Annotated in this window: 19 protein-coding genes; 9 read left to right on the top strand and 10 right to left on the bottom strand. The window is 66.6% G+C overall.

Annotation, left to right across the window (positions count from 1 at the left end; translation table 11 throughout):
* Positions 1 to 49: 49 nt before the first annotated feature.
* The 4 genes from ILT42_RS01545 to ILT42_RS01530 all read left to right on the top strand — a co-directional run bounded on the left by ILT42_RS01545 (position 50) and on the right by ILT42_RS01530 (position 4,583).
* Positions 50 to 523, top strand: coding sequence for an OsmC family protein (locus ILT42_RS01545; protein ID WP_204213547.1), 474 nt, complete (start codon positions 50 to 52; stop codon positions 521 to 523).
* 17 nt (positions 524 to 540) lie between these two features.
* Positions 541 to 1,881 carry an aminomethyl-transferring glycine dehydrogenase subunit GcvPA gene (gene gcvPA, locus ILT42_RS01540; RefSeq protein ID WP_204213546.1) on the top strand — a complete coding sequence of 447 codons (1,341 nt, stop codon included), beginning with the start codon at positions 541 to 543 and terminating at the stop codon, positions 1,879 to 1,881.
* Positions 1,881 to 3,449, top strand: a complete 1,569-nt coding sequence (gcvPB, locus tag ILT42_RS01535) for an aminomethyl-transferring glycine dehydrogenase subunit GcvPB (protein WP_204213545.1) — start codon at positions 1,881 to 1,883, stop codon at positions 3,447 to 3,449. The genes gcvPA and gcvPB overlap by 1 nt, the downstream gene beginning before the upstream one ends.
* 171 nt (positions 3,450 to 3,620) lie before the next feature.
* Positions 3,621 to 4,583: a small ribosomal subunit Rsm22 family protein gene (locus tag ILT42_RS01530; RefSeq protein ID WP_204213544.1), complete on the top strand. Its 963-nt coding sequence runs from the start codon at positions 3,621 to 3,623 to the stop codon at positions 4,581 to 4,583.
* A gap of 111 nt (positions 4,584 to 4,694) precedes the next feature.
* On the opposite strand, the gene ILT42_RS01525 is transcribed toward ILT42_RS01530, so the two are convergent.
* The 9 genes from ILT42_RS01525 to ILT42_RS01485 form a co-directional block, all read right to left on the bottom strand.
* Entirely contained in the window at positions 4,695 to 5,363 is a 669-nt protein-coding gene (locus ILT42_RS01525; RefSeq protein WP_204213543.1) for an HAD family hydrolase, read from the bottom strand.
* Between the two features lie 69 nt (positions 5,364 to 5,432).
* Positions 5,433 to 5,918 (bottom strand): F0F1 ATP synthase subunit B family protein, encoded by a 486-nt coding sequence (locus tag ILT42_RS01520; RefSeq protein ID WP_204213542.1) that lies wholly within the window; start codon positions 5,916 to 5,918, stop codon positions 5,433 to 5,435.
* A gap of 11 nt (positions 5,919 to 5,929) precedes the next feature.
* Positions 5,930 to 6,478 (bottom strand): F0F1 ATP synthase subunit B family protein, encoded by a 549-nt coding sequence (locus ILT42_RS01515; RefSeq protein ID WP_204213541.1) that lies wholly within the window; start codon positions 6,476 to 6,478, stop codon positions 5,930 to 5,932.
* Between the two features lie 150 nt (positions 6,479 to 6,628).
* On the bottom strand, positions 6,629 to 6,853 hold the full coding sequence (locus tag ILT42_RS01510; protein WP_204213540.1) for a F0F1 ATP synthase subunit C: 225 nt from the start codon (positions 6,851 to 6,853) through the stop codon (positions 6,629 to 6,631).
* Positions 6,854 to 6,910: 57 nt separating this feature from the next.
* Positions 6,911 to 7,639: a F0F1 ATP synthase subunit A gene (locus ILT42_RS01505; protein ID WP_229428317.1), complete on the bottom strand. Its 729-nt coding sequence runs from the start codon at positions 7,637 to 7,639 to the stop codon at positions 6,911 to 6,913.
* A gap of 64 nt (positions 7,640 to 7,703) precedes the next feature.
* Positions 7,704 to 8,078 carry an AtpZ/AtpI family protein gene (locus ILT42_RS01500; RefSeq protein WP_204213539.1) on the bottom strand — a complete coding sequence of 125 codons (375 nt, stop codon included), beginning with the start codon at positions 8,076 to 8,078 and terminating at the stop codon, positions 7,704 to 7,706.
* A gap of 205 nt (positions 8,079 to 8,283) precedes the next feature.
* On the bottom strand, positions 8,284 to 11,742 hold the full coding sequence (locus tag ILT42_RS01495) for a chromosome segregation SMC family protein (RefSeq protein ID WP_204213538.1): 3,459 nt from the start codon (positions 11,740 to 11,742) through the stop codon (positions 8,284 to 8,286).
* A gap of 69 nt (positions 11,743 to 11,811) precedes the next feature.
* Positions 11,812 to 12,450: a DsbA family protein gene (locus tag ILT42_RS01490; protein ID WP_229428316.1), complete on the bottom strand. Its 639-nt coding sequence runs from the start codon at positions 12,448 to 12,450 to the stop codon at positions 11,812 to 11,814.
* Positions 12,451 to 12,523: 73 nt separating this feature from the next.
* Complete coding sequence (locus ILT42_RS01485) at positions 12,524 to 13,042, bottom strand: DUF721 domain-containing protein (protein ID WP_204213537.1); 519 nt, start codon at positions 13,040 to 13,042, stop codon at positions 12,524 to 12,526.
* Between the two features lie 71 nt (positions 13,043 to 13,113).
* On the opposite strand from ILT42_RS01485, the gene mutY reads away from it, so the two are divergent.
* Together mutY and ILT42_RS01475 are read left to right on the top strand one after the other, a co-directional pair.
* Positions 13,114 to 14,262: an A/G-specific adenine glycosylase gene (gene mutY, locus ILT42_RS01480; protein WP_204213536.1), complete on the top strand. Its 1,149-nt coding sequence runs from the start codon at positions 13,114 to 13,116 to the stop codon at positions 14,260 to 14,262.
* Between the two features lie 264 nt (positions 14,263 to 14,526).
* Positions 14,527 to 15,345, top strand: coding sequence for an SPFH domain-containing protein (locus ILT42_RS01475; protein ID WP_204213535.1), 819 nt, complete (start codon positions 14,527 to 14,529; stop codon positions 15,343 to 15,345).
* A gap of 9 nt (positions 15,346 to 15,354) precedes the next feature.
* Here the strand turns inward: ILT42_RS01475 and ILT42_RS01470 are convergent, their stop codons facing one another.
* A complete protein-coding gene (locus ILT42_RS01470) occupies positions 15,355 to 16,245 on the bottom strand; it encodes a LysR family transcriptional regulator (protein WP_204213534.1) in 891 nt (296 codons plus the stop codon).
* A 264-nt stretch (positions 16,246 to 16,509) separates the two neighbouring features.
* Between ILT42_RS01470 and fabI the strand changes: the two genes are divergently transcribed.
* The 3 genes from fabI (at position 16,510) to ILT42_RS01455 (ending at position 18,454) form a co-directional block, all read left to right on the top strand.
* Entirely contained in the window at positions 16,510 to 17,334 is an 825-nt protein-coding gene (fabI, locus tag ILT42_RS01465) for an enoyl-ACP reductase FabI (RefSeq protein ID WP_204213533.1), read from the top strand.
* A complete protein-coding gene (locus tag ILT42_RS01460; protein WP_204213532.1) occupies positions 17,334 to 17,930 on the top strand; it encodes a histidine phosphatase family protein in 597 nt (198 codons plus the stop codon). Before fabI ends, ILT42_RS01460 begins: the two co-directional genes overlap by 1 nt.
* 131 nt (positions 17,931 to 18,061) lie before the next feature.
* Positions 18,062 to 18,454, top strand: coding sequence for a hypothetical protein (locus tag ILT42_RS01455; protein ID WP_204213531.1), 393 nt, complete (start codon positions 18,062 to 18,064; stop codon positions 18,452 to 18,454).
* Positions 18,455 to 18,461: the final 7 nt, after the last annotated feature.

The raw sequence follows: 18,461 nt of genomic DNA, 5'->3' as shown, positions 1-18,461 counted from the left end.
ATTCCCTCAGGATGAGGCTTCGTTCGAGACCAAAAGGCAAACCAATCGAATGGCGCACGAGCATAAGGCGACGGTGACGTGGACGCGGGATGGAGCCGAGTTCTCCAATAGCGTCTACGGACGGGGCCATGTCTGGTCCTTCGACGGCGGCATCACGGTGCCGGCCTCGGCGTCACCGTCCGTCGTGCCGCTGCCCTTGTCCCGGGAGGATGCTGTCGATCCGGAGGAGGCGTTCGTGGCGGCGGTGTCGAGCTGCCACATGCTGACCTTTCTCTCCCTCGCGGCCAAGAAACGCTTCATCGTCGACGCCTACGAGGATCGGGCGGTCGGCATCATGACGAAGAACGAAAAGGGCAAGCTTTTCGTCTCCAAGATCACCCTCGACCCGACGATCGCATTCTCCGGCGACAAACGCCCGACGCCGGAGCAGATCGCCGAACTCCATCACCTGTCCCACCAGGAATGCTTCATCGCGAATTCCGTGCTCACGGAAATCGTGGTGGCGGGCATTCCGTCGCACTGATCCGCAAGGTTAAGCACATGCGTTACCTGCCCCTCTCCGAGACCGATCGCGGCGAAATGCTCGCCCGCATCGGCGTCAAGCACGTGGACGAACTGTTCGCCGACGTGCCGAAAAGCCTGCTCCTCGACGGTCCCGTCGATCTTCCCCGCCGCAAGGGCGAGCTGGAGGTCGAGCGCATCCTGTCGCGGATGTCGTCCAAGAACGTATCGGCCTCGTCGGTGCCGTTCTTCGTGGGCGCGGGCGCCTACAAGCACCACGTGCCCGCCACCGTCGATCACCTGATCCAGCGCTCCGAGTTCCTGACGAGCTACACGCCGTATCAGCCGGAGATCGCGCAAGGCACGCTGCAATATCTCTTCGAGTTCCAGACGCAGGTCGCGGCGCTCACCGGTATGGATGTGGCCAACGCCTCCATGTATGACGGTTCCACCGGCACCGGCGAGGCCGTGCTGATGGCGCATCGGGTCACCAAGCGTCGCAAGGCGGTGCTCTCGGGCGGCCTGCATCCGCATTACGTGGACGTGGTCAAGACCCTGTCCGACATGGCGAGCGACGACGTCACCGTTCTGCCGCCGGACGTTATGGCGGACGAGGACATCCTCGCGCAGATCGACGACAGCGTGTCCTGCGTCGTCGTGCAGAGCCCGGACGTGTTCGGCAACGTGCGCGACCTCAAGGCCATCGCCGACAAGGCGCACCAGCACGGCGCGCTGCTCATCGCGGTGTTCACGGAAGTCGTGTCGCTCGGCCTCCTCGAGTCGCCGGGCGCCATGGGGGCCGACATCGTGGTGGGCGAGGGCCAGTCCATCGGCAACGCGCTCAATTTCGGCGGACCCTATGTGGGCCTCTTCGCCACGCAGTCGAAATACGTGCGCCAGATGCCGGGCCGCCTCTGCGGCGAGACCGTGGACGCGGACGGCACCCGTGGCTTCGTGCTCACGCTGTCCACGCGCGAGCAGCATATCCGCCGCGACAAGGCCACATCGAACATCTGCACCAATTCGGGCCTGTGCTGCCTCGCCTTCACGATCCACATGACGCTGCTCGGCGAAGCCGGTCTCGCGCGTCTGGCGCGAATCAACCACGCCAATGCGGTGAAGCTCGCGGACGCCCTCGGTGCCGTGAAGGGCGTCGAAGTCCTCAACAAGACGTTCTTCAACGAGTTCACGATCAAGCTCTCGAAGAACGCCGCCGAGGTGGTCGAGCAACTCGCCGCCAAGGGCGTGCTCGCGGGCGTACCCGTCTCGCGCCTCCTGCCGGGAGCGAACCTCGACAACCTGCTGCTCGTGGCCTCCACCGAAGTGAATACCGACGATGACCGCGCGGCCCTTGCGGCTGCCCTGAAGGAGGTGCTGTGATGTTGAACCGCCAGGGACGCCCCACCGCCGCCGGCGAAGCCGGCACCAACGCCCACCCGACCTTCACGGGCAACAAGGCGCTGGCCCAGGTCGAACCGCTGATCTTCGAAGTCGGACGCTACGACGTGACCGGCGTCGACCTCGACGAGCCGGAGGATTTCAAGCCCCGCCTCGGCGGCCTTGAGCGCAAGGAGGCCATCGGGCTGCCGGGCCTCTCGGAGCCCGAGACCATGCGCCATTACGTGCGCCTGTCCCAGATGAATTACGGCATCGACACGGGCCTGTTCCCGCTCGGCTCCTGCACGATGAAGCACAATGCGCGTCTCAACGAGCGCGTGGCGCGGCTTCCCGGCTTCTCGGACGTGCATCCGCTCCAGCCGGTCTCCACCGTGCAGGGCGCGCTGGAGCTGATGAGCGAGCTCGGCCGCTACCTCGTGACGCTCACCAACATGACCACCGTGGCGCTCTCCCCGAAGGCGGGCGCGCATGGTGAGCTCTGCGGCATGATGGCCATCAAGGCCGCCATCGAAGCCAAGGGCGAGGGGGCAACCCGCAACGTGGTGCTGGTGCCCGATTCGGCCCACGGCACGAACCCGGCGACCGCCGCTCTCATCGGTTTCAAGGTGAGGCCGGTGCCTGCCCGCGAGGACGGCTGGGTGCATGTGGAAGACGTGAAGAAGCTGCTCGGACCCGACGTGGCCGCGATCATGCTCACGAACCCCAACACCTGCGGGTTGTTCGAGAACCAGGTGGCGGAGATCGCCAAGGCGATCCACGATGCGGGCGCTTACTTCTACTGCGACGGCGCGAACTTCAACGCCATCGTGGGCAAGGCGCGTCCGGGCGATCTCGGCGTCGATGCCATGCACATCAACCTGCACAAGACCTTCTCGACGCCCCATGGCGGCGGTGGTCCGGGCTCCGGCCCGGTGGTGCTCTCAGCGCGCCTCGCGCCCTTCGCGCCTGTGCCGTTCGTGACCGTCGACAAGGACGGTTTTCGGCTGGTGGAGCAGGAAGAGGACGCGGACGAGAAGCCTTTCGGCCGCATGACCGCCTTCCACGGCCAGATGGGCATGTATGTGCGGGCGCTCTCCTACATGCTCTCGCACGGTTCGGACGGCATGCGTCAGGCCTCCGAGGATGCGGTGCTCAACGCCAACTACATCCGGGCGGGTCTGTCCGACCTGATGACGCTGCCGTTCGGCGACAAGCCCTGCATGCACGAGGTCCTGTTCGACGATGCGTGGCTGAAGGATACCGGCGTGACCACCCTCGACGTGGCCAAGGCCATGATCGACGAGGGCTACCACCCGATGACCATGTACTTCCCCCTGGTGGTGCATGGCGCGATGCTGATCGAGCCGACGGAATCGGAATCGAAGACGTCCCTCGACCTCTTCATCGCAACGCTCCGCGATCTCGCCATGGCGGCGAAGAACGGCGACACGGCCCGCTTCACGGGCGCGCCCTATCACGCGCCGCGCCGTCGCCTCGACGAGACCCGCGCGGCCCGCAATCCGGTGCTGAAATGGACGCCGCCCGCACCGCTGGCTGAAGCTGCCGAGTAAGCGCACTCGATTTGCTAAAACCTGCAATGCCCGGCCTAGAGCGTCGGACCAAAAGTGGGTCCGACGCTCCAATCTTTAAGAGGCGCATCGTTCGAGCGGAAAACCGGGTCCACTTTTCCGCTCGATGCGCTGATGCCGGGCATTGTGCTTTCAGGACAGGATACAAGACCCATGGAGCTTCCCGCCGCCCTCCGGCAGGCTGTCGACCGGATGCTCGACGGCACGGCGCTCTCCGACCTCCAGCGCGCGGCGGATCTCCTGTCCCGCCGTTACCGGGCCGAGGTGCGGGACGGGCGGCTGCATCTCTCCGACGATCTCGCCGCCAAGGCCTATCTGGCGGCCCGGCTGCCGGCCACCTATACGGCGATCCGCAAGAGCCTGGAGGCGGTGGCCGAGGCGCAGCCGGATTTCGCGCCCGCGACTCTACTCGATCTCGGCTCCGGGCCCGGCTCAGCCCTGTGGGCGGCAGGTGAATGCTGGGCCAGCCTCGATGTCGCCGATCTCGTGGAGGCGAGCCCCGCCATCCGTCGGGTGGGCGAGGAACTGGCCCGCGAATCAGGCTTGAGCACCGTGCGCTGGCGGGCCGGGGACGTGCTGAAACCTCTTCCGGATCTTCAGGCTGCCGACCTCGTGACCCTGGCCTATGTGCTGGACGAATTGCCGCCCTCAGCCATCGCGTCCCTGACGGATCGGCTCTGGGCCCTGACGGCCGGAACGCTCGTGGTGATCGAGCCCGGCACCCCGGCCGGATGGAAGCGTATTCTCGCGGTGCGGGACCGATTGATCGCGGCGGGAGCCGGTATCGTTGCGCCTTGTCCCCACGCGAGAGCCTGCCCGCTGGTCGAGCCGGATTGGTGCCACTTCGCGGGCCGGGTCGCCCGTTCACGGATCCATCGACTCACCAAGGGCGCGGACGTACCCTGGGAGGACGAGAAATACATCTTCGTTGCCGCATCTCGGCTGCCCCCCGCGCCTTATGCCGCTCGTGTCGTGGCGCCGCCGCGAATCGCCAGCGGCCAGGTCCGGTTGAAGCTCTGCAGGGCCGATGGAACGGCAGGGGAAGACCTCGTCACCAAACGTCAGGGCGACGCATTCAAGCGCGCCCGGCGGGCGGATTGGGGTGATGCGCTCTAGATCGCTCCCGTGGGTCCCCTCCTGGAAAGCGAAGGCCCTCAGGGCCGCCTGAGACCTCGCGGGCCACCCGAAGACCGGGATCTTCGTGAGCGTGACTTCGGGTCGGGAGCGCTAGGTGTGCGGGCGCCTGTCGAGGAGGGAAAGAACGGTGTCCCGCAAATCGCTCATGCGACCAATGACGAGATCGGCGCCATGAGCCTTCAAGACCGTTTCATGATCGTCCGCGCAATGCCCGCCACCCGTGAAGCCGATCACGCGCATGCCCGCTGCCCGCGCCGCCTGGACACCGAACCGGGAATCCTCGATCACGAGGCAATCCGCGGGCGCGTAGCCCATGCGGCCGGCCGCGTGCAGGAAAAGGTCCGGCGCGGGTTTCCCATGGGTGACCTCGACAGAGCTGAACCGGCGGTCGAACAGGTCCGAGAGGCCCGTGATGCGTAACGAAATGGCAATGCGGTCCGGCGTCGACGAGGACGCGACGCACCGGTCGTAGGGCAAGGACAGAATCGCATCCCGCACGCCGGGGATGGGCTGCAACTCGGTCTCGAAACGCGCCATCAGCGTCGTGTGAAGCCGCTCGGGAAAATCGGCCGGGATCAGCCGGTTGTGTTCGGCTTCGATGCGAACGATCTGGTCCTTGATGCTGCTGCCGACGAACTGGCGGGCGATTTCCTGAGCCGTGTAGGGAAATCCGAGCTCGGTGAGCAACTCGGCATCGATCTGGCAGCTCAGGATCTCTGAATCCACCAAGACGCCATCGCAATCGAAGATGAGGAGCATCGGAGACCTTTCCACGAAAAAGGCCGCCCTTGCGAGGCGGCCCTGTCCGGTGTTGCAGGAGAAAGCCGCTTATTGCAGCTTGCTGCGGATGTCGTTGAGGCTCTGGCTCACCAGCGCGGCGCCGGACGGGCCCGCGAGCTGGTCGCGCAGGATCCGCTCTGAGGCCTTGATGGCAGCGTCCGCGGCGGCGGCACGAACCTCGGCGGCGGCCTGAGCCTCGGCCTGGGCGATCTTGGCCTCGGCCGAAGCGGTGCGGCGGGCCACGAAGTCCTTCATCTTGGCCTCGGTCTCGCGGGCAAGACGCTCGGCCTCGTCGCGGGCGACGGAGACGATCTCGGCGGCCTCGCGCTCGGCGGCGGCGCGCTTGGCCTCGAACTCCTTCAGGAGCTTCTCGGCGTCCTCACGCAGGCGGCGAGCCTCGGCAAGTTCGTCCGCGACGCGCTTCCCACGGCTGTCGAGGCCGCTCATGGCCTTACCGGGAACGCCGTAATAGAACAGGATGCCCCAGAAGATGACGAAGGCGACGCCGACCCAGAATTCCGCGCTGGCTAGCATAGGGGTTCTCCTTAGGCCTTGGCCTGATCGAGGGCGGCCTCGACGGCCTGCGGGGCGGGGGCCTTGCCGGTCAGGCGCTCGACGATTGCGGAGGCCGTCTCGACGGCGATGCCGCGAACGTTGCCCATGGCCTCGGTCTTCTTGGCCGAAATGGTCTGCTCGGACTGCGCCAGGCGTCCGGAGAGCTCGCTCTCGAGCGCCTTGCGCTTGGCATCCGACTCCGCGGAGAGCTTCGAGCGGGTCTCCTGAGCGAGAGCCTGGGCGCGGGCGCGGGCCTCGGTGAGGGACTTCTCGTAGGCCGCACCGGCCTCGTCGGCGCGGGTCTTGGCGGCGGTGGCCTGATCGAGATCGGACGAGATGCGTACGCGCCGGTCCTCGATGATGCCTCCCAGGCGCGGCAGCACGAGCCGCGAGAGCAGGATGTAGAGCAGCGCGAAGGTGATCGTCAGCCAGAGAAGCTGGCCGCCGAAGGTCTGCGTCTCGAAAGGCGGAAAGCCGACATCCGCGTGGGCGCCGCCATGCGCCTCGGTCGTGGCATTGGGTGTCTGAGCCTGGGCCATGAAGCGAATCCTGGAAAGGCGAAACTTGAAGTGGATGGTTCCGGACCGGATCGCATCCTCAAAACAACAGATGACGGCGGTGGTCCCGCCGTCACCTATGCCGAAGTGGAGCGCAGAGGCGCTCCACCCTCCCGATCAGCGTCGATCTGATTAGGTGAACAGCAGGACGAGAGCGACGACGAGACAGAAGATGCCGAGACCTTCTGCGAGCGCCGCGCCGATGAACGCGCGGGCGAACTGGCCGTCGGCAGCCGACGGGTTGCGCAGGGCGCCGGAGAGGAAGTTACCGAAAATGTTGCCGACGCCCATAGCGGCGAGGCCCATGCCGATGCAGGCGAGGCCCGCGCCGAGGAACTTGAAAGCTGTCGGATCCATCGTGATCTCCTTGGAATTGACTTTGATCGGGAGGGAAGGGGTTAACTCGGCGCCGACCTAGTGACCCGGGTGCAGCGCGTCGTTGAGGTAGATGCAGGTCAACACCGTGAAGACGTAGGCCTGCAGGAAGGCGACGAGGAACTCGAGCGCCATGAGAGCGACCGCCATGAGAAGCGGCAGCGGAGCCAGGATCGACAGAGCCCCGCCGGCGGCGAGGAGCGATACGACGAAGCCCGCGAAGACCTTCAGCGCGATGTGGCCCGCCAGCATGTTGGCGAACAGACGCAGGCTGAGCGAAATCGGCCGGGACAGGAACGAGATGATCTCGATCACGACGATGAAGGGCAGGAGCCAAGCCGGCACGCCCGACGGCACGAAGAGGCCGAGGAAGTGGGTGCCGTGCTTGACGAAGCCGTAGATCACCACGGTGCCGATCACCAGGAGCGCGAGCGCGAAGGTGACGATCACGTGGCTGGTGACGGTGAAGAAGCCCGGGATCATGCCCAGCATGTTGGCGGTGAGCACGAACATGAAGAGCGAGAAGACGAGGGGGAAGAACCGCATGCCGTCCTGGCCGGCGGCATCCCGCAGGGTGCCGGCCACGAAATCGTGCAGCATCTCGGCCACCGACTGGGCGCGGCCCGGAACGACGGCCCGGTGGCGGGTGGCCAGCAGGAGGCCTCCCACGATCACCGCGACGGTGCCGACCATGAAGAGCGACGAATTGGTGAAGTTGATGACAGGAATGATAGGCTTGATCTGGAATTGCTCAATCGGGCTTGCCATGATCCGCTCTTATAACTCGCTGTTGTCAGTCGCTGTCGTGTGGCCGGTCGGGTCGGGTTGAGACTCAACGCTTCTCATCGTGCCGGGCAGGTTTCACCATTCCGGCTGCTCGCATCAGATTGAGCATCCCGGCGCAGAAGCCGAGGATGATACAGACGATGAGTCCCCAGGGAGAACTTCCCAACAGGTAATCGACGAGCCAGCCTACGATCCCGCCCGCGACCACTCCTGAGACGAATTCGGCCGAAAGCCTGAGGGCTTGGCCGAGAGCCGTGGAGTCGGACTTCGGACGGGCGGCGCGAGGTTCAGTCTTGGCTCTCTGCGCGGTGGCTTGATCCAGCCGCGCATCGAGAGACCGCATTCTCGCCGTTAGGTCGGCATCGTCGGAACCGTTGGAATTTCTGCCGTTGTCCCCATTCCGCTCATTGGGGTTCGCCATGGCGTTCTCCTGCAAAGCGGTGTGGGAAAGGTCTGGAAACCCGGCCCCTAAAGCCGCGCGCAACATATGGGCGGGGCCTACCCCTGTCAAGGCAGGACTTGAAAGACTTAAGCTATTGGAATGATTATAAAAACAGCCTGCAGGCGCGAGGCTCGCGGTTTCGATCCACGGTTTTTGAGGCCGAACTATGGCTAAGCCCAAACCCTTATACCGTATCGAGAATGCGTTCCGCCGCCTCGAGATTCACGGAGACGAGAGTCGAGACGCCGCGCTCCGCCATCGTCACGCCGAATAATCGGTTCATTCGCGCCATTGTGATCGGGTTGTGGGTGATGACCACGAACCGCGTGTCGGTCTGGCGGGACATCTCCTCCAGGAGGCTGCAATAGCGCTCCACATTGGCGTCATCCAGGGGCGCATCGACCTCGTCCAGAACGCAGATGGGCGACGGGTTCGTGAGGAACACCGCGAAGATCAGCGCTGTGGCGGTCAGCGCCTGCTCGCCGCCGGACAGCAGCGTCATGCTCTGGGGCTTCTTGCCGGGCGGTCGGGCCAGGATTTCGAGCCCGGCTTCCAGAGGGTCGTCCGAATCAACCAGGGTCAGCTCCGCCGTGCCGCCACCGAACAAGGTGGTGAACAGGCTCTTGAAGTGGTTGTTCACCACGTCGAAGGCGGCGAGCAGCCGCTCCCGGCCCTCGCGGTTGAGACTGCCGATGGCCTGGCGCAGGCGCTTGATGGCCTCCACGAGGTCGTCGCGCTCGGTCGCGAGGCTCGTGTGCTTGCCCTCGAGCTCCGTCAGCTCCTCGTCGGCGCGCAGGTTCACGGCGCCAAGCCGCTCCCGGTCGCCTTTCAGGGAGGCGAGCTTCGATTCGATCTCGCCGTGAGGCGGCAACTCGATCCCGTCCTTCAGCCCGGCCAGCTCGATCAGCCCGGCGGGCGTCGTCTCGAGCGTGTCGGCGATGGCACGCGTCACCTCCGCCACCCGCTGGATTGCGGCTTCCTGGCGGGCCTGCGATCCGGCTCGGGCCTCGCGGGCGGCCGCCAGGCCCTCCAGGGCCGCGCGGGCGGCGCGGTCGGCCTCCACCAGGGCGGCCTCGCCCTCGGCCAGCCGGTCGGCGGCCTCCTTGCGCTTGGCCTCGGCGGCTTCCAGCTCCGACAGGAGCGAGCGGCGGCGCATCAGATAGGTGTCCGGCGCTTCGAGCAGGGCCTCGTGCTCGCCCTGGGCGCGCTCCAGGCGCTCGCCGAGATCGGCGGCGGCCCGGGCGGCGCGCTCGGTCCGCTCGGTCCAGAGACGGATCTCGGACGCGATGGAATCCTGCCGGCGGCGGCGCATCTCGGCTTCATGCACCAGGGCCTGGAGAGCGGCGCGCGCCTCCGAGGCCGAAGCCCGGCGCTCCGCCACGTGGGTGCGGGCCTCCAAGAGCTTGCTGTCGAGATCCGGCGCCGGGGCGAGATCGTCCAGGGCATTCTCCGCGTCCGTCACCCGGTCGCGAGCCTCGGTCTCGCTGGCGGTCAGGCGGGCAAGGCCTTCCTGCAGAGCGGAGCGCTTCTGGCCCAGCTCCGCTTCCTTGCGCTCGGCGGCGGCCAGACGGGCGCGGCCCGCATCCAGCGCCTGCCGGGCTTGGCGCGCGGCCTCGATGGTCTGGGTCTCGTGGCCCGAGGCCACGCGCACGGCGGCGACGACCTGCTCGGATTCGTGGCGCAGGCGCTCGACGATCTCGCGCGCTTCCGCCGCCTCGCGCTCCAGGTCGCCCAGGCGATTCTTCTCGGCCAGTCGCCGGGCGGCGGCCGAGGGCGCTTCGGCGGCCGTGGTGAAGCCGTCCCAGCGCCACAGGTCGCCCTCGCGGGAGACCAGGCGCTGACCGGGCTGAAGGAGGCCGCGCAGGCGCGCACCGTCCACCTTCGCCACCACGCCGATCTGGCGCAGGCCCCGCAGCAGGGCCGGAGGCGCCTGGGCCACGTCCGCCAGAGGCAGCACGCCTTCGGGCAGGGAGGGATCACCCGCGCCGGGGCCGGTATCGGCCCAATGGGCGGGAGCCGATTCGTTGGTGGAAGCGTCGAGGTCCTCGCCAAGAGCGGCGCCCAGGGCCGTCTCATAGCCCCGCTCGATCGTGATCTGGTCGAGGGCCGGTGGCCACAGGTCGCCGGTCGTGCTGGCGAAGAGCTTGGCGAGCGTCCGGGCTTCCGTCTCGAGACGCTGGGCCTTGCGCTCGGCTTCGTTGAGGGGCTGGCGCGACCGGTTCTCCGCCTCGCGGGCGGCGGCCAGGCGTTCGCGGGCTCCCGTGACGGCGTCTTCGGTCTCGGCCACGATGTCCTCGGCGAGCGCCACCTCCTCCCGCAGCTCATCGACCGGCGGGCCGTCCTCCGTCGTGGCGAACAGGGCCGCGATGTCGCGCTCCAGCCGCTCGCGCTCGGCCCCGAACCGGGCCGCACGCTCCATCTCGTCGCGCATGGCGCGCTCCAGCGCGGCGCGGCGGGCATTGAGGTCGGAGACCTGGGCCTGGAGGGCGGACAGTCCCGCTTCCGCCTCGTGAAGCTCGGCCTCCACGATTTCCAGCCGCTCCTGGCTCTCGGCCCGGATGTCGTCGGCGCCGTCCGTGGACTGGGCGAGTTCCGCAGCCTCTTCCTGAAGGCGCTCGATGGTCCCTTGGGCGTCCTGGCGCCCAGCGGCCTCGCGGGCCACGTCCCGGTTCAGGTCGGCGATGTGGCGCTCGAGCTCGGTCAGGCGCTCCTTGGAGCGGCGCTCCTCCGAATCGAGTTCGTTGCGGGCATGGGTGAGGCGCTGGAGGGCCGCCGCCGCCCGGGCCTCCTCCTCGCGTAAGGCCGGGATCGCGTGGGCCGCGATGGCCTGGGCCGTGGCCGTGCGGGTCTGCTCCTCGCTCATGTCCGCCACGGCCTTGAAGTCCTCGGCGGCCTGACGCTCGGCGGCGGCCGCCCCCTCGCGGGCCTCGGCGAAGCTGATGGCGAACATGAGGGCTTCGAGGCGGCGGATCTCGGCGGAGATGTTCTTGTAGCGTGAGGCCTGGCGGCCCTGGCGCTTCAGGCTCTCGACCTGGCTGCCGAGCTCGCGCAGCACGTCCTCGACGCGCACGAGATTGTCCTCGGCCGCCTTGAGGCGCAGCTCCGCCTCATGGCGGCGGGCATGGAGGCCCGCCACGCCCGCGGCATCTTCCAGGATGCGGCGGCGGGCCTGAGGCTTGGCCGAAATGATCTCGCTGATCTGGCCCTGGCGCACGAGGGCAGGGGAGCGGGCGCCCGTGGCGGCGTCGGCGAACAGGATCTGGACGTCGCGGGCGCGCACCTCCTTGCCGTTGATCCGGTAGGTGGAGCCCTCTTCGCGCTCGATCTTGCGGGAAACCTCCAGCATGCTGGAATCGTTGAAGGCCGCCGGCGCCGTCCGCTCCTCGTTGTCGATGGTGAGCATCACCTCGGCATGGTTGCGGGCCGGGCGGTTGCCGGATCCGGAGAAGATGACGTCGTCCATCCCCGTGGCGCGCATGTTCTTGAACGAGTTCTCGCCCATGACCCAGCGCAGGGCCTCGACGAGGTTCGACTTGCCGCAGCCGTTGGGCCCGACGACACCGGTCAGTCCCGGTTCGATCAGGAAGTCGGTCGGCTCGACGAAGGTCTTGAATCCGGCGATGCGGAGGCGCGTCAGCTTCATCGACGTGCCTCGGTATCATGAGATCGAAAGGCGAGACGCGCCTCACCCTTCCCTGAAACGGGAAACGGCTTAGGCCCCCAGCATGGGCTTGATGATCGTCTCAAGCTCATCGATCGACATGCTTCCGGCGTGACGCTGCCCATTGATGAAGAAGGTTGGCGTGGAGTCCACCTTGAACTGTTCCACGCCCCGGTTCTTCACCGCGCTTACCGCGTCATATAGTTTCTGATCCCGTAAGCAAGCGTCGAATTTTTCCTGTGAAAAACCGGCCTGGCGCATCATCTGGCGCAGGGCGTCCAGGGGCTTGTCCGTGAAGGCCCAGTTCTTCTGCTGGTCGAAGAGAAGGTCCGTGATGGGATAATATTTGCTCTCGCCGTCGCAGCGGGCCAGCATGAAGCCCGCGGTCGCCAGCGGGTCGAGGGGGAATTCGCGCAGGATGAAGCGCACCTTTCCGGTATCGATATAGCGCTTCTTCAGCTCCGGATAGGTCGTGTTGTGAAAGTTCGCGCAATGCGAGCAGGTCAGCGACGCGTATTCGATGATCGTCACCTTGGCGTCCGCGGGGCCCAGGGCGACGTCGGGCATGGGACCCTGGACGGCAAGGTCCTTGGGGTCCACGTTCTGGGCGAAGGCGGGCAGGCTGGTCATGACAAGGGCCGTGCCGGCCGCGGAACCGAGAAGCTGAAGCGCTTGGCGCCGTGTGATCATGAGGTGGGCTCCGTGAGAAACTGGTGCATGATGCGGTAGAACGGGACGGATATGGTGGCAAGCGTCCCGAACGTCACGCTTTCGTGGTTGGGCGGGCGGCCCTGGATCCGAGAACCGCTTGGCCCAGCCGCCCGATGGCGGCCTTCAGGCCGTCCTCCTCGATGGCCTGAGAGGCCAGTTCCACCTTGAGGCGGTCCGTGTCGCTCAAGACCGGCGCGGGGGGCTTGCGGGGCGCGGCGCGGCGCACAGCGCCCTGTTTCAGCACGAGCTTGCCGATACAGCGCCAACCGTAATGGGCGTTGACCCGCTCGATGACCTGGGGAGCCAGATGCTGCAGTTCGAGGGCGAAGGCTCCCTCCACCCGCACCACCAGGGTGGCGGGCTCGGCCCGCGTCTCGGGATCGGAATGGGGTGGGCGCTTTTTCCACTCGATCTTCAGGGGCTGCGTGAAGGCCGCAAGCCGCTCGCCCACGATATCCGGCCAGGCCACGATCACGTCCGAGGCCGCAAAGCCTTGCGCCGCAAGACTCGGGCCGAGGCAGACATCGATGAAGTCCGCGAGGGGTCTCGTTCGGGATCGGGGTGGACGCATTGGCGATGACCTATCGGAACTGTCCAAAAGCCGCGTTGGAATCTTCGCGCCAGGCGGATATCTCACGGGATATGTTAACGCCCGCTTCGAGCGTCTCCAAGCCGCCTCCTCAGCCCGACCCGCGGGACCTGCTCGTCTGGTACGACCGGCACCGGCGGGACCTGCCCTGGCGCGCGAGGCCCGGCGAAACCGCCGATCCCTACCGGGTCTGGCTGTCGGAGATCATGCTCCAGCAGACGACGGTGGCGGCCGTAAAGCCCTTCTACCAGCGCTTCCTGGAGCGCTTTCCCACGGTCGGGGCGCTGGCGGAGGCGCCCGCCGATTCGGTCATGCAGGCCTGGGCGGGGCTCGGCTATTATTCCCGCGCCCGCAACCTGCATGCCTGCGCCAAGACGGTGGTGGAGGCGCATGGCGGCGCCTTTCCGGGCACGGAGGCCGAACTCCTGAAGCTGCCGGGGATCGGCGCCTATACGGCGGCGGCCGTGGCCGCCATCGCCTTCAATGAGATCGCCGCCGCCGTGGACGGCAACGTGGAGCGGGTGGTCTCGCGGCTGTTCATGGTCGAAGAGCCGCTGCCCAAGGCCAAGCCCCTGATTCGCTCGCTCACGGACGCCCTCGTGCCGCCCGACCGGCCGGGGGACTTCGCCCAAGCCGTCATGGATCTCGGCGCCACCATCTGCACGCCCCGGCGTCCGGCCTGTGCCATCTGCCCCTGGATGCAGCCCTGCCGGGCTCGGGCCGAGGGCCTGCAGGAAACGTTCCCGAGGAAGCTCAAGAAGACGGAGGGGCAGCTCCGGCGCGGGGCCGCCTTCGTGGTCATGCGGGCCGACGACACCATCCTGCTGCGTACCCGCGAGCCCAAGGGCCTCCTCGGCGGCATGGCCGAGCCGCCCACCAGCGCCTGGGAGGCCGATTACGAGGCCTCCCGCGCGGTGCTCGACGCGCCGCTCGAAGCGCGCTGGCAGCGTCTGCCTGGCACGGTCCGCCATGTCTTCACGCATTTCCCCCTCGAGCTGACGGTGCTCCTCGCCAAGGTCTCGAAAAGCACCCCCGCCCCGGACGGGATGCGCTGGACACCACGCAAGGCGCTGGCCGAGGAGGCTTTGCCGGGGGTGATGAAGAAAGTGCTGGCCCACGCGCTGGGGGATCTGCCGGGGGCGGCCGCGAAGGCCCCGCCGAAACCTAGCAAATCCCGAAAGCCTGTGGATGGCGGCGCTTGATGCATTCGGGTCGGATTGCTCACCCATCGAGGAAATGAAACTCTGTATCGGGGGTTCAAATCCCCCCTGTTATGAATTGTCCTCCTCGGACGCGATGCCCTTGCCGGGCACGGTCAGTTCAAAGGGGGACAATTTTCCTGGTTGGTACCCAAGAGACCTTCCGCGTCCGCCGCAAGGCAGGTGCCGTTCGAGCCTTGCGAGCTTCGGGCTCCCGCTTGTTCGTCATGATGCGGAAGGTCTACACCGTAGAGAGGCGATTGCTTCATGCCACTTGAACTGATCGGTTGGGCCGATCTCGCCCTGCTCGTTTTCGCCGTTATGATTGGCTTTGGTCTTGCGTTGATCCTTTGGGGCATCCTGAAGCGGGCTGTCTTCGGTCGGAATGAAGCGAGCACGACCATCTATGACTGGGATCATGGGTTGCTTTATCTCAATGGCAGGTTCTCAAAAATCCTTCCTGCTGGACGGTACACCAATTTCAGTATCGGTCGCAGACGCGACATTTTCACAATCAGGAGGCGGAGCTATTTCCAGATGCCTCTCCCCCTCGATGTGACGAGTGCGGAAAAGCTTCCTTTCCGCGTCTCGGCAGTCATGATCTACGATGTGGCTGATCCGCAAAAGGCTTTCGAGGCGAGCGATCTTCAGAAAAGTTTTCAGCTTGCCCTTGCGGCAGCATTAACGCGACTGGCGTCGGAGAAAAGTTTGGATGCCTTCCTGACCGAACGCGGATCTCTTGATGGGTCTCTGATGGCCATGTTGTCCGAACCTATGGAAGGATGTTCCATCCAAAGCGCGACGATTGTCTCCGTCACCCTCCCACCCGAGATCCGCCGCATGTTCACGGAAGTCGAGCGCGCCAAGCTCGAAGGACAGGCGGCGCTTGAGCGGGCGCGTGGGGAGCATGCGGCATTGCGGTCCCTCGCCAATGCGGCCCGCATGCTGAAGGGCAATCCGGAGCTTGTGAACCTGCGTGTGCTCCAAGCCCTGTCGGGATCGAATGGAAAGCGTCAAGCGACGCTGGTTCTGGGACAGAACGCCCTGCTGCCGGTCGGCGAGCAGGCTGATACCGTTCAGGATTGAACGTGCTGATCAACCTGTTCGGATCCCCGTCAGCACGGCCCGCTCCCGCTTGAACAGCTCCGCGAGGGCGCCGACGACCCGCTTCACGGCAGGTCGCCGGCGGGCGCGCTCGTGCATGACGAGGAAGACGTCCTCCACGAGGTCGCCCTCGGGCTCGGTGATGCGCACGAGGTCCGGGTCGGAATCGCCGAGCCAGCACGGCAGGAAGGCCGCGCCGAGCCCGGAGCGGGCCGCGTGGTGGCGGATCGGCGTGTCCCCGATCCGGGCCACGATGGGCCGCCCCTCGGCGATCCGCTGCACATAGGCCGCCTGCCGGGAAAGGGCGGGATCTTCCGAGGGGCCGATGAAGGCCGTAGGCTCCGGGTCCCGGCTATAGACCGCGAAGGCGATCGCGCCCACCCGGCGGGCGACGAGGTGATCGGCCCCGACGAGCTGGTAGGTGCGAAGCGCGATGTCGGCTTCGCCGTTGGCAAGGTCGAGCTGGCGGCGGGTGGTCAGGTAGGCGATCTCGGAGGGATGCGCGGCCTGGGCCAGCCGTCCCGCATGGAGTGCCAGGAACAGGGCCACGGAGGTCGTGGTGGTGATCCGCACGGGTGCGTCGGGGTCGGGCCGGTGCACCGCCGCCGCCTGGGCGGCCGCCGCCGCGGCCGGCCCCATGGGGGAGGCGGCCCGGCGAACGGCCTTGCCGGCTTCCGTCAGCTCGAGGCTGTTGGGCCCGCGCCGGAATAGCTCGACCCCGAGGGCGGCCTCCAGGGCCTTGACCCGGCGGGCGACCGTCGGCTGGCTCTGGCCCAGGGCCTTGGCGGCGCCGTTCAAAGATCCATGAGCCACCACAGCCAGAAAGATCTGGAGATCGTCCCAGGACGGGGCGGACAATGCGGAGAGAGGGGGATGAGCCATGACCAGATGCTAACGGTCTTGAGAGGTTTCGACAGGGGGTTCAAGTCTCGGTTCGACATGGGAGGTCTTCGGATCCTGCTACGGGCCGGATCATCCCGCGCCGCGGGCCCGATGGCAGCCAGGCAGGTTTGAAACGCCCCTCTTCAGAACTGGGCGGGTGGGAGCCCGCCGGGGAAGAACGTCCCGGGGGTGTCTTCCCCCCTGGGCCCGCGTCGGCTAAAGAAGCGCTCTTTCCGACGGTTTCGACGACGATTTAGGTGATTCATGGCCGACACGACGGCGCCCGGCATTCTGACCGGCAAGCGCGGCTTGATTATGGGCGTGGCCAATAACCGCTCCATCGCGTGGGGGATCGCCCAGGCGGCCCGCAAGCACGGGGCCGAGCTGGCCTTCACGTATCAGGGCGACGCGCTCAAGAAGCGCGTGGAACCCCTGGCCAAGGAGCTCGACGCCGCCGTCGTGGGCCATTGCGACGTCACGGACGGGGCCACCATCGACGCGGTCTTCGCCGAGGTCGAGAAGCTCTGGGGCAAGCTCGACTTCGTGGTCCATTGCATCGCGTTCTCCGACAAGGACGAGCTGACGGGCCGCTACGTGGAGACCTCGGAGGGCAATTTCACCAAGTCTCTCATGATTTCCTGCTATTCCTTTACGGCGATCGCCCAGCGGGCCGAGAAGCTGATGACGGACGGCGGCTCGCTCCTCACGCTCACCTATTACGGCGCCGAGAAGTGGATGCCCCACTATAACGTCATGGGCGTCGCCAAGGCGGCGCTCGAGGCCTCGGTGCGCTATCTGGCGGCCGATTTGGGCCCGAGCAACATCCGCGTCAACGCCATCTCGGCGGGACCGATCAAGACGCTCGCGGCCTCCGGCATCGGCGATTTCCGCTACATTCTCAAGTGGAACGAGTACAATTCGCCGTTGCGCCGCACGGTGACGATCGAGGAGGTCGGAGAGACGGCCGCCTATCTGGTCTCCGACATGTCCAAGGGCATGACCGGTGAGATCCTGCACGTGGATGCGGGCTACCACGTGGTCGGCATGAAGAACCCCGAGGCTCCCGACCTGTCCCTCGACAAAGACTGATGGTTTCAGCCTCCCGCCCGAAAATCTATTTCATCCGCCACGGCGAGACGGATTGGAACCTCGAAGGCCGCCTTCAGGGCCAGAAGGACATTCCGCTCAACGATCTCGGCCGCGTCCAGGCCGAGGAGGCTGGGCGCCGCCTCCAGGCCCTCGTGCCCCAGCCCGAGGACCTGGACTACGTGGCGAGCCCCATGCTGCGCACCCGCGAGACCATGGAGATCCTGCGCGGCGCCATAGGCCTCTATCCCGATTATTACCGCCTGGACGAGCGTTTGGTGGAACTCACCTTCGGGGTCTGGGAAGGCTTGACCTGGAAGGAGGTCCGCAAGACCGAGCCGGTGCTCGCGGCAGCCCGCGAGCGGGACAAGTGGGGCTATGCGCCCCCGGGCGGCGGCGAGAGCTACGCCATGCTGGCCGATCGGGTCCGGCCCTTCCTGGCGGACCTCACCCGCGACACCGTCGTCGTGGCGCACGGGGGCGTGGCCCGGGCCTTCCTGTCGGTAGCCTGCGGGGTCTCGACCCGCCACGCGGCGGGCATCGACATCTGGCAGGGCAAGGTGCTGGTGATCGAGAACCGCAACCACCGCTGGGCGTAGGGCGGCCCGCCTCGGGATCCGGGTTCGGCTGGGGAGCGATCCGAGCGATCTCCACCTCGCCGAGACCTATTGAAAATGTCCGCGCAAGGGAGACATCAGATACGTAACAACGTATCTGAACGAGATCTTCCATGTATCGTATCGCGTTAGCGCTTGCCGCCCTGGCCATTCTCCCCGGTCCGGCCCTTGCCGAGACCGCCAGCAAGACCGTGAAGGCGGGGGGCCGGAGCATCATCGGCAGCTTCTTCAGCTATAGGGTCAATACCTGCCAGGCCGATGCCGTTCCTGCCGCCAAGGTGCGTCGGCAGGGCGCCAGTGGCAGGGTCGAGATCGTCCCGATCGAGCACACGCTCGGCAAGGATACGCCCTGCCCGGGCACGAAGGTGCGTGGGTTGCTCTACGCCTATACGCCGGCCAGAGGGTTCACGGGCGCGGACGAGGTTGCCATCGACGTGCCATGGGCCGGCAACGACAGCGGCATGCCGACCGTCCTCACCTATACCTACCGCATCACCGTCCAATAGGGCAGGC

This window comes from Microvirga pudoricolor, assembly GCF_016892705.1.
In the GTDB taxonomy this organism is placed as follows: Bacteria; Pseudomonadota; Alphaproteobacteria; order Rhizobiales; family Beijerinckiaceae; genus Microvirga; species Microvirga pudoricolor.
The sequence above is the reverse complement of the archived record's forward strand: the minus strand, read 5'-3'. Positions and strand labels throughout refer to the sequence as shown.

What these genes read in the sequence shown, in the direction of transcription:
- ILT42_RS01545 (WP_204213547.1), top strand. Translation starts at nt 50, where the DNA reads ATGGCGCACGAGCATAAGGCGACGGTGACGTGGACGCGGGATGGAGCC.
- gcvPA (WP_204213546.1), top strand. Translation starts at nt 541, where the DNA reads ATGCGTTACCTGCCCCTCTCCGAGACCGATCGCGGCGAAATGCTCGCC.
- gcvPB (WP_204213545.1), top strand. Translation starts at nt 1,881, where the DNA reads ATGTTGAACCGCCAGGGACGCCCCACCGCCGCCGGCGAAGCCGGCACC.
- ILT42_RS01530 (WP_204213544.1), top strand. Translation starts at nt 3,621, where the DNA reads ATGGAGCTTCCCGCCGCCCTCCGGCAGGCTGTCGACCGGATGCTCGAC.
- ILT42_RS01525 (WP_204213543.1), bottom strand. Translation starts at nt 5,363, where the DNA reads ATGCTCCTCATCTTCGATTGCGATGGCGTCTTGGTGGATTCAGAGATC.
- ILT42_RS01520 (WP_204213542.1), bottom strand. Translation starts at nt 5,918, where the DNA reads ATGCTAGCCAGCGCGGAATTCTGGGTCGGCGTCGCCTTCGTCATCTTC.
- ILT42_RS01515 (WP_204213541.1), bottom strand. Translation starts at nt 6,478, where the DNA reads ATGGCCCAGGCTCAGACACCCAATGCCACGACCGAGGCGCATGGCGGC.
- ILT42_RS01510 (WP_204213540.1), bottom strand. Translation starts at nt 6,853, where the DNA reads ATGGATCCGACAGCTTTCAAGTTCCTCGGCGCGGGCCTCGCCTGCATC.
- ILT42_RS01505 (WP_229428317.1), bottom strand. Translation starts at nt 7,639, where the DNA reads ATGGCAAGCCCGATTGAGCAATTCCAGATCAAGCCTATCATTCCTGTC.
- ILT42_RS01500 (WP_204213539.1), bottom strand. Translation starts at nt 8,078, where the DNA reads ATGGCGAACCCCAATGAGCGGAATGGGGACAACGGCAGAAATTCCAAC.
- ILT42_RS01495 (WP_204213538.1), bottom strand. Translation starts at nt 11,742, where the DNA reads ATGAAGCTGACGCGCCTCCGCATCGCCGGATTCAAGACCTTCGTCGAG.
- ILT42_RS01490 (WP_229428316.1), bottom strand. Translation starts at nt 12,450, where the DNA reads ATGATCACACGGCGCCAAGCGCTTCAGCTTCTCGGTTCCGCGGCCGGC.
- ILT42_RS01485 (WP_204213537.1), bottom strand. Translation starts at nt 13,042, where the DNA reads ATGCGTCCACCCCGATCCCGAACGAGACCCCTCGCGGACTTCATCGAT.
- mutY (WP_204213536.1), top strand. Translation starts at nt 13,114, where the DNA reads ATGTTAACGCCCGCTTCGAGCGTCTCCAAGCCGCCTCCTCAGCCCGAC.
- ILT42_RS01475 (WP_204213535.1), top strand. Translation starts at nt 14,527, where the DNA reads ATGCCACTTGAACTGATCGGTTGGGCCGATCTCGCCCTGCTCGTTTTC.
- ILT42_RS01470 (WP_204213534.1), bottom strand. Translation starts at nt 16,245, where the DNA reads ATGGCTCATCCCCCTCTCTCCGCATTGTCCGCCCCGTCCTGGGACGAT.
- fabI (WP_204213533.1), top strand. Translation starts at nt 16,510, where the DNA reads ATGGCCGACACGACGGCGCCCGGCATTCTGACCGGCAAGCGCGGCTTG.
- ILT42_RS01460 (WP_204213532.1), top strand. Translation starts at nt 17,334, where the DNA reads ATGGTTTCAGCCTCCCGCCCGAAAATCTATTTCATCCGCCACGGCGAG.
- ILT42_RS01455 (WP_204213531.1), top strand. Translation starts at nt 18,062, where the DNA reads ATGTATCGTATCGCGTTAGCGCTTGCCGCCCTGGCCATTCTCCCCGGT.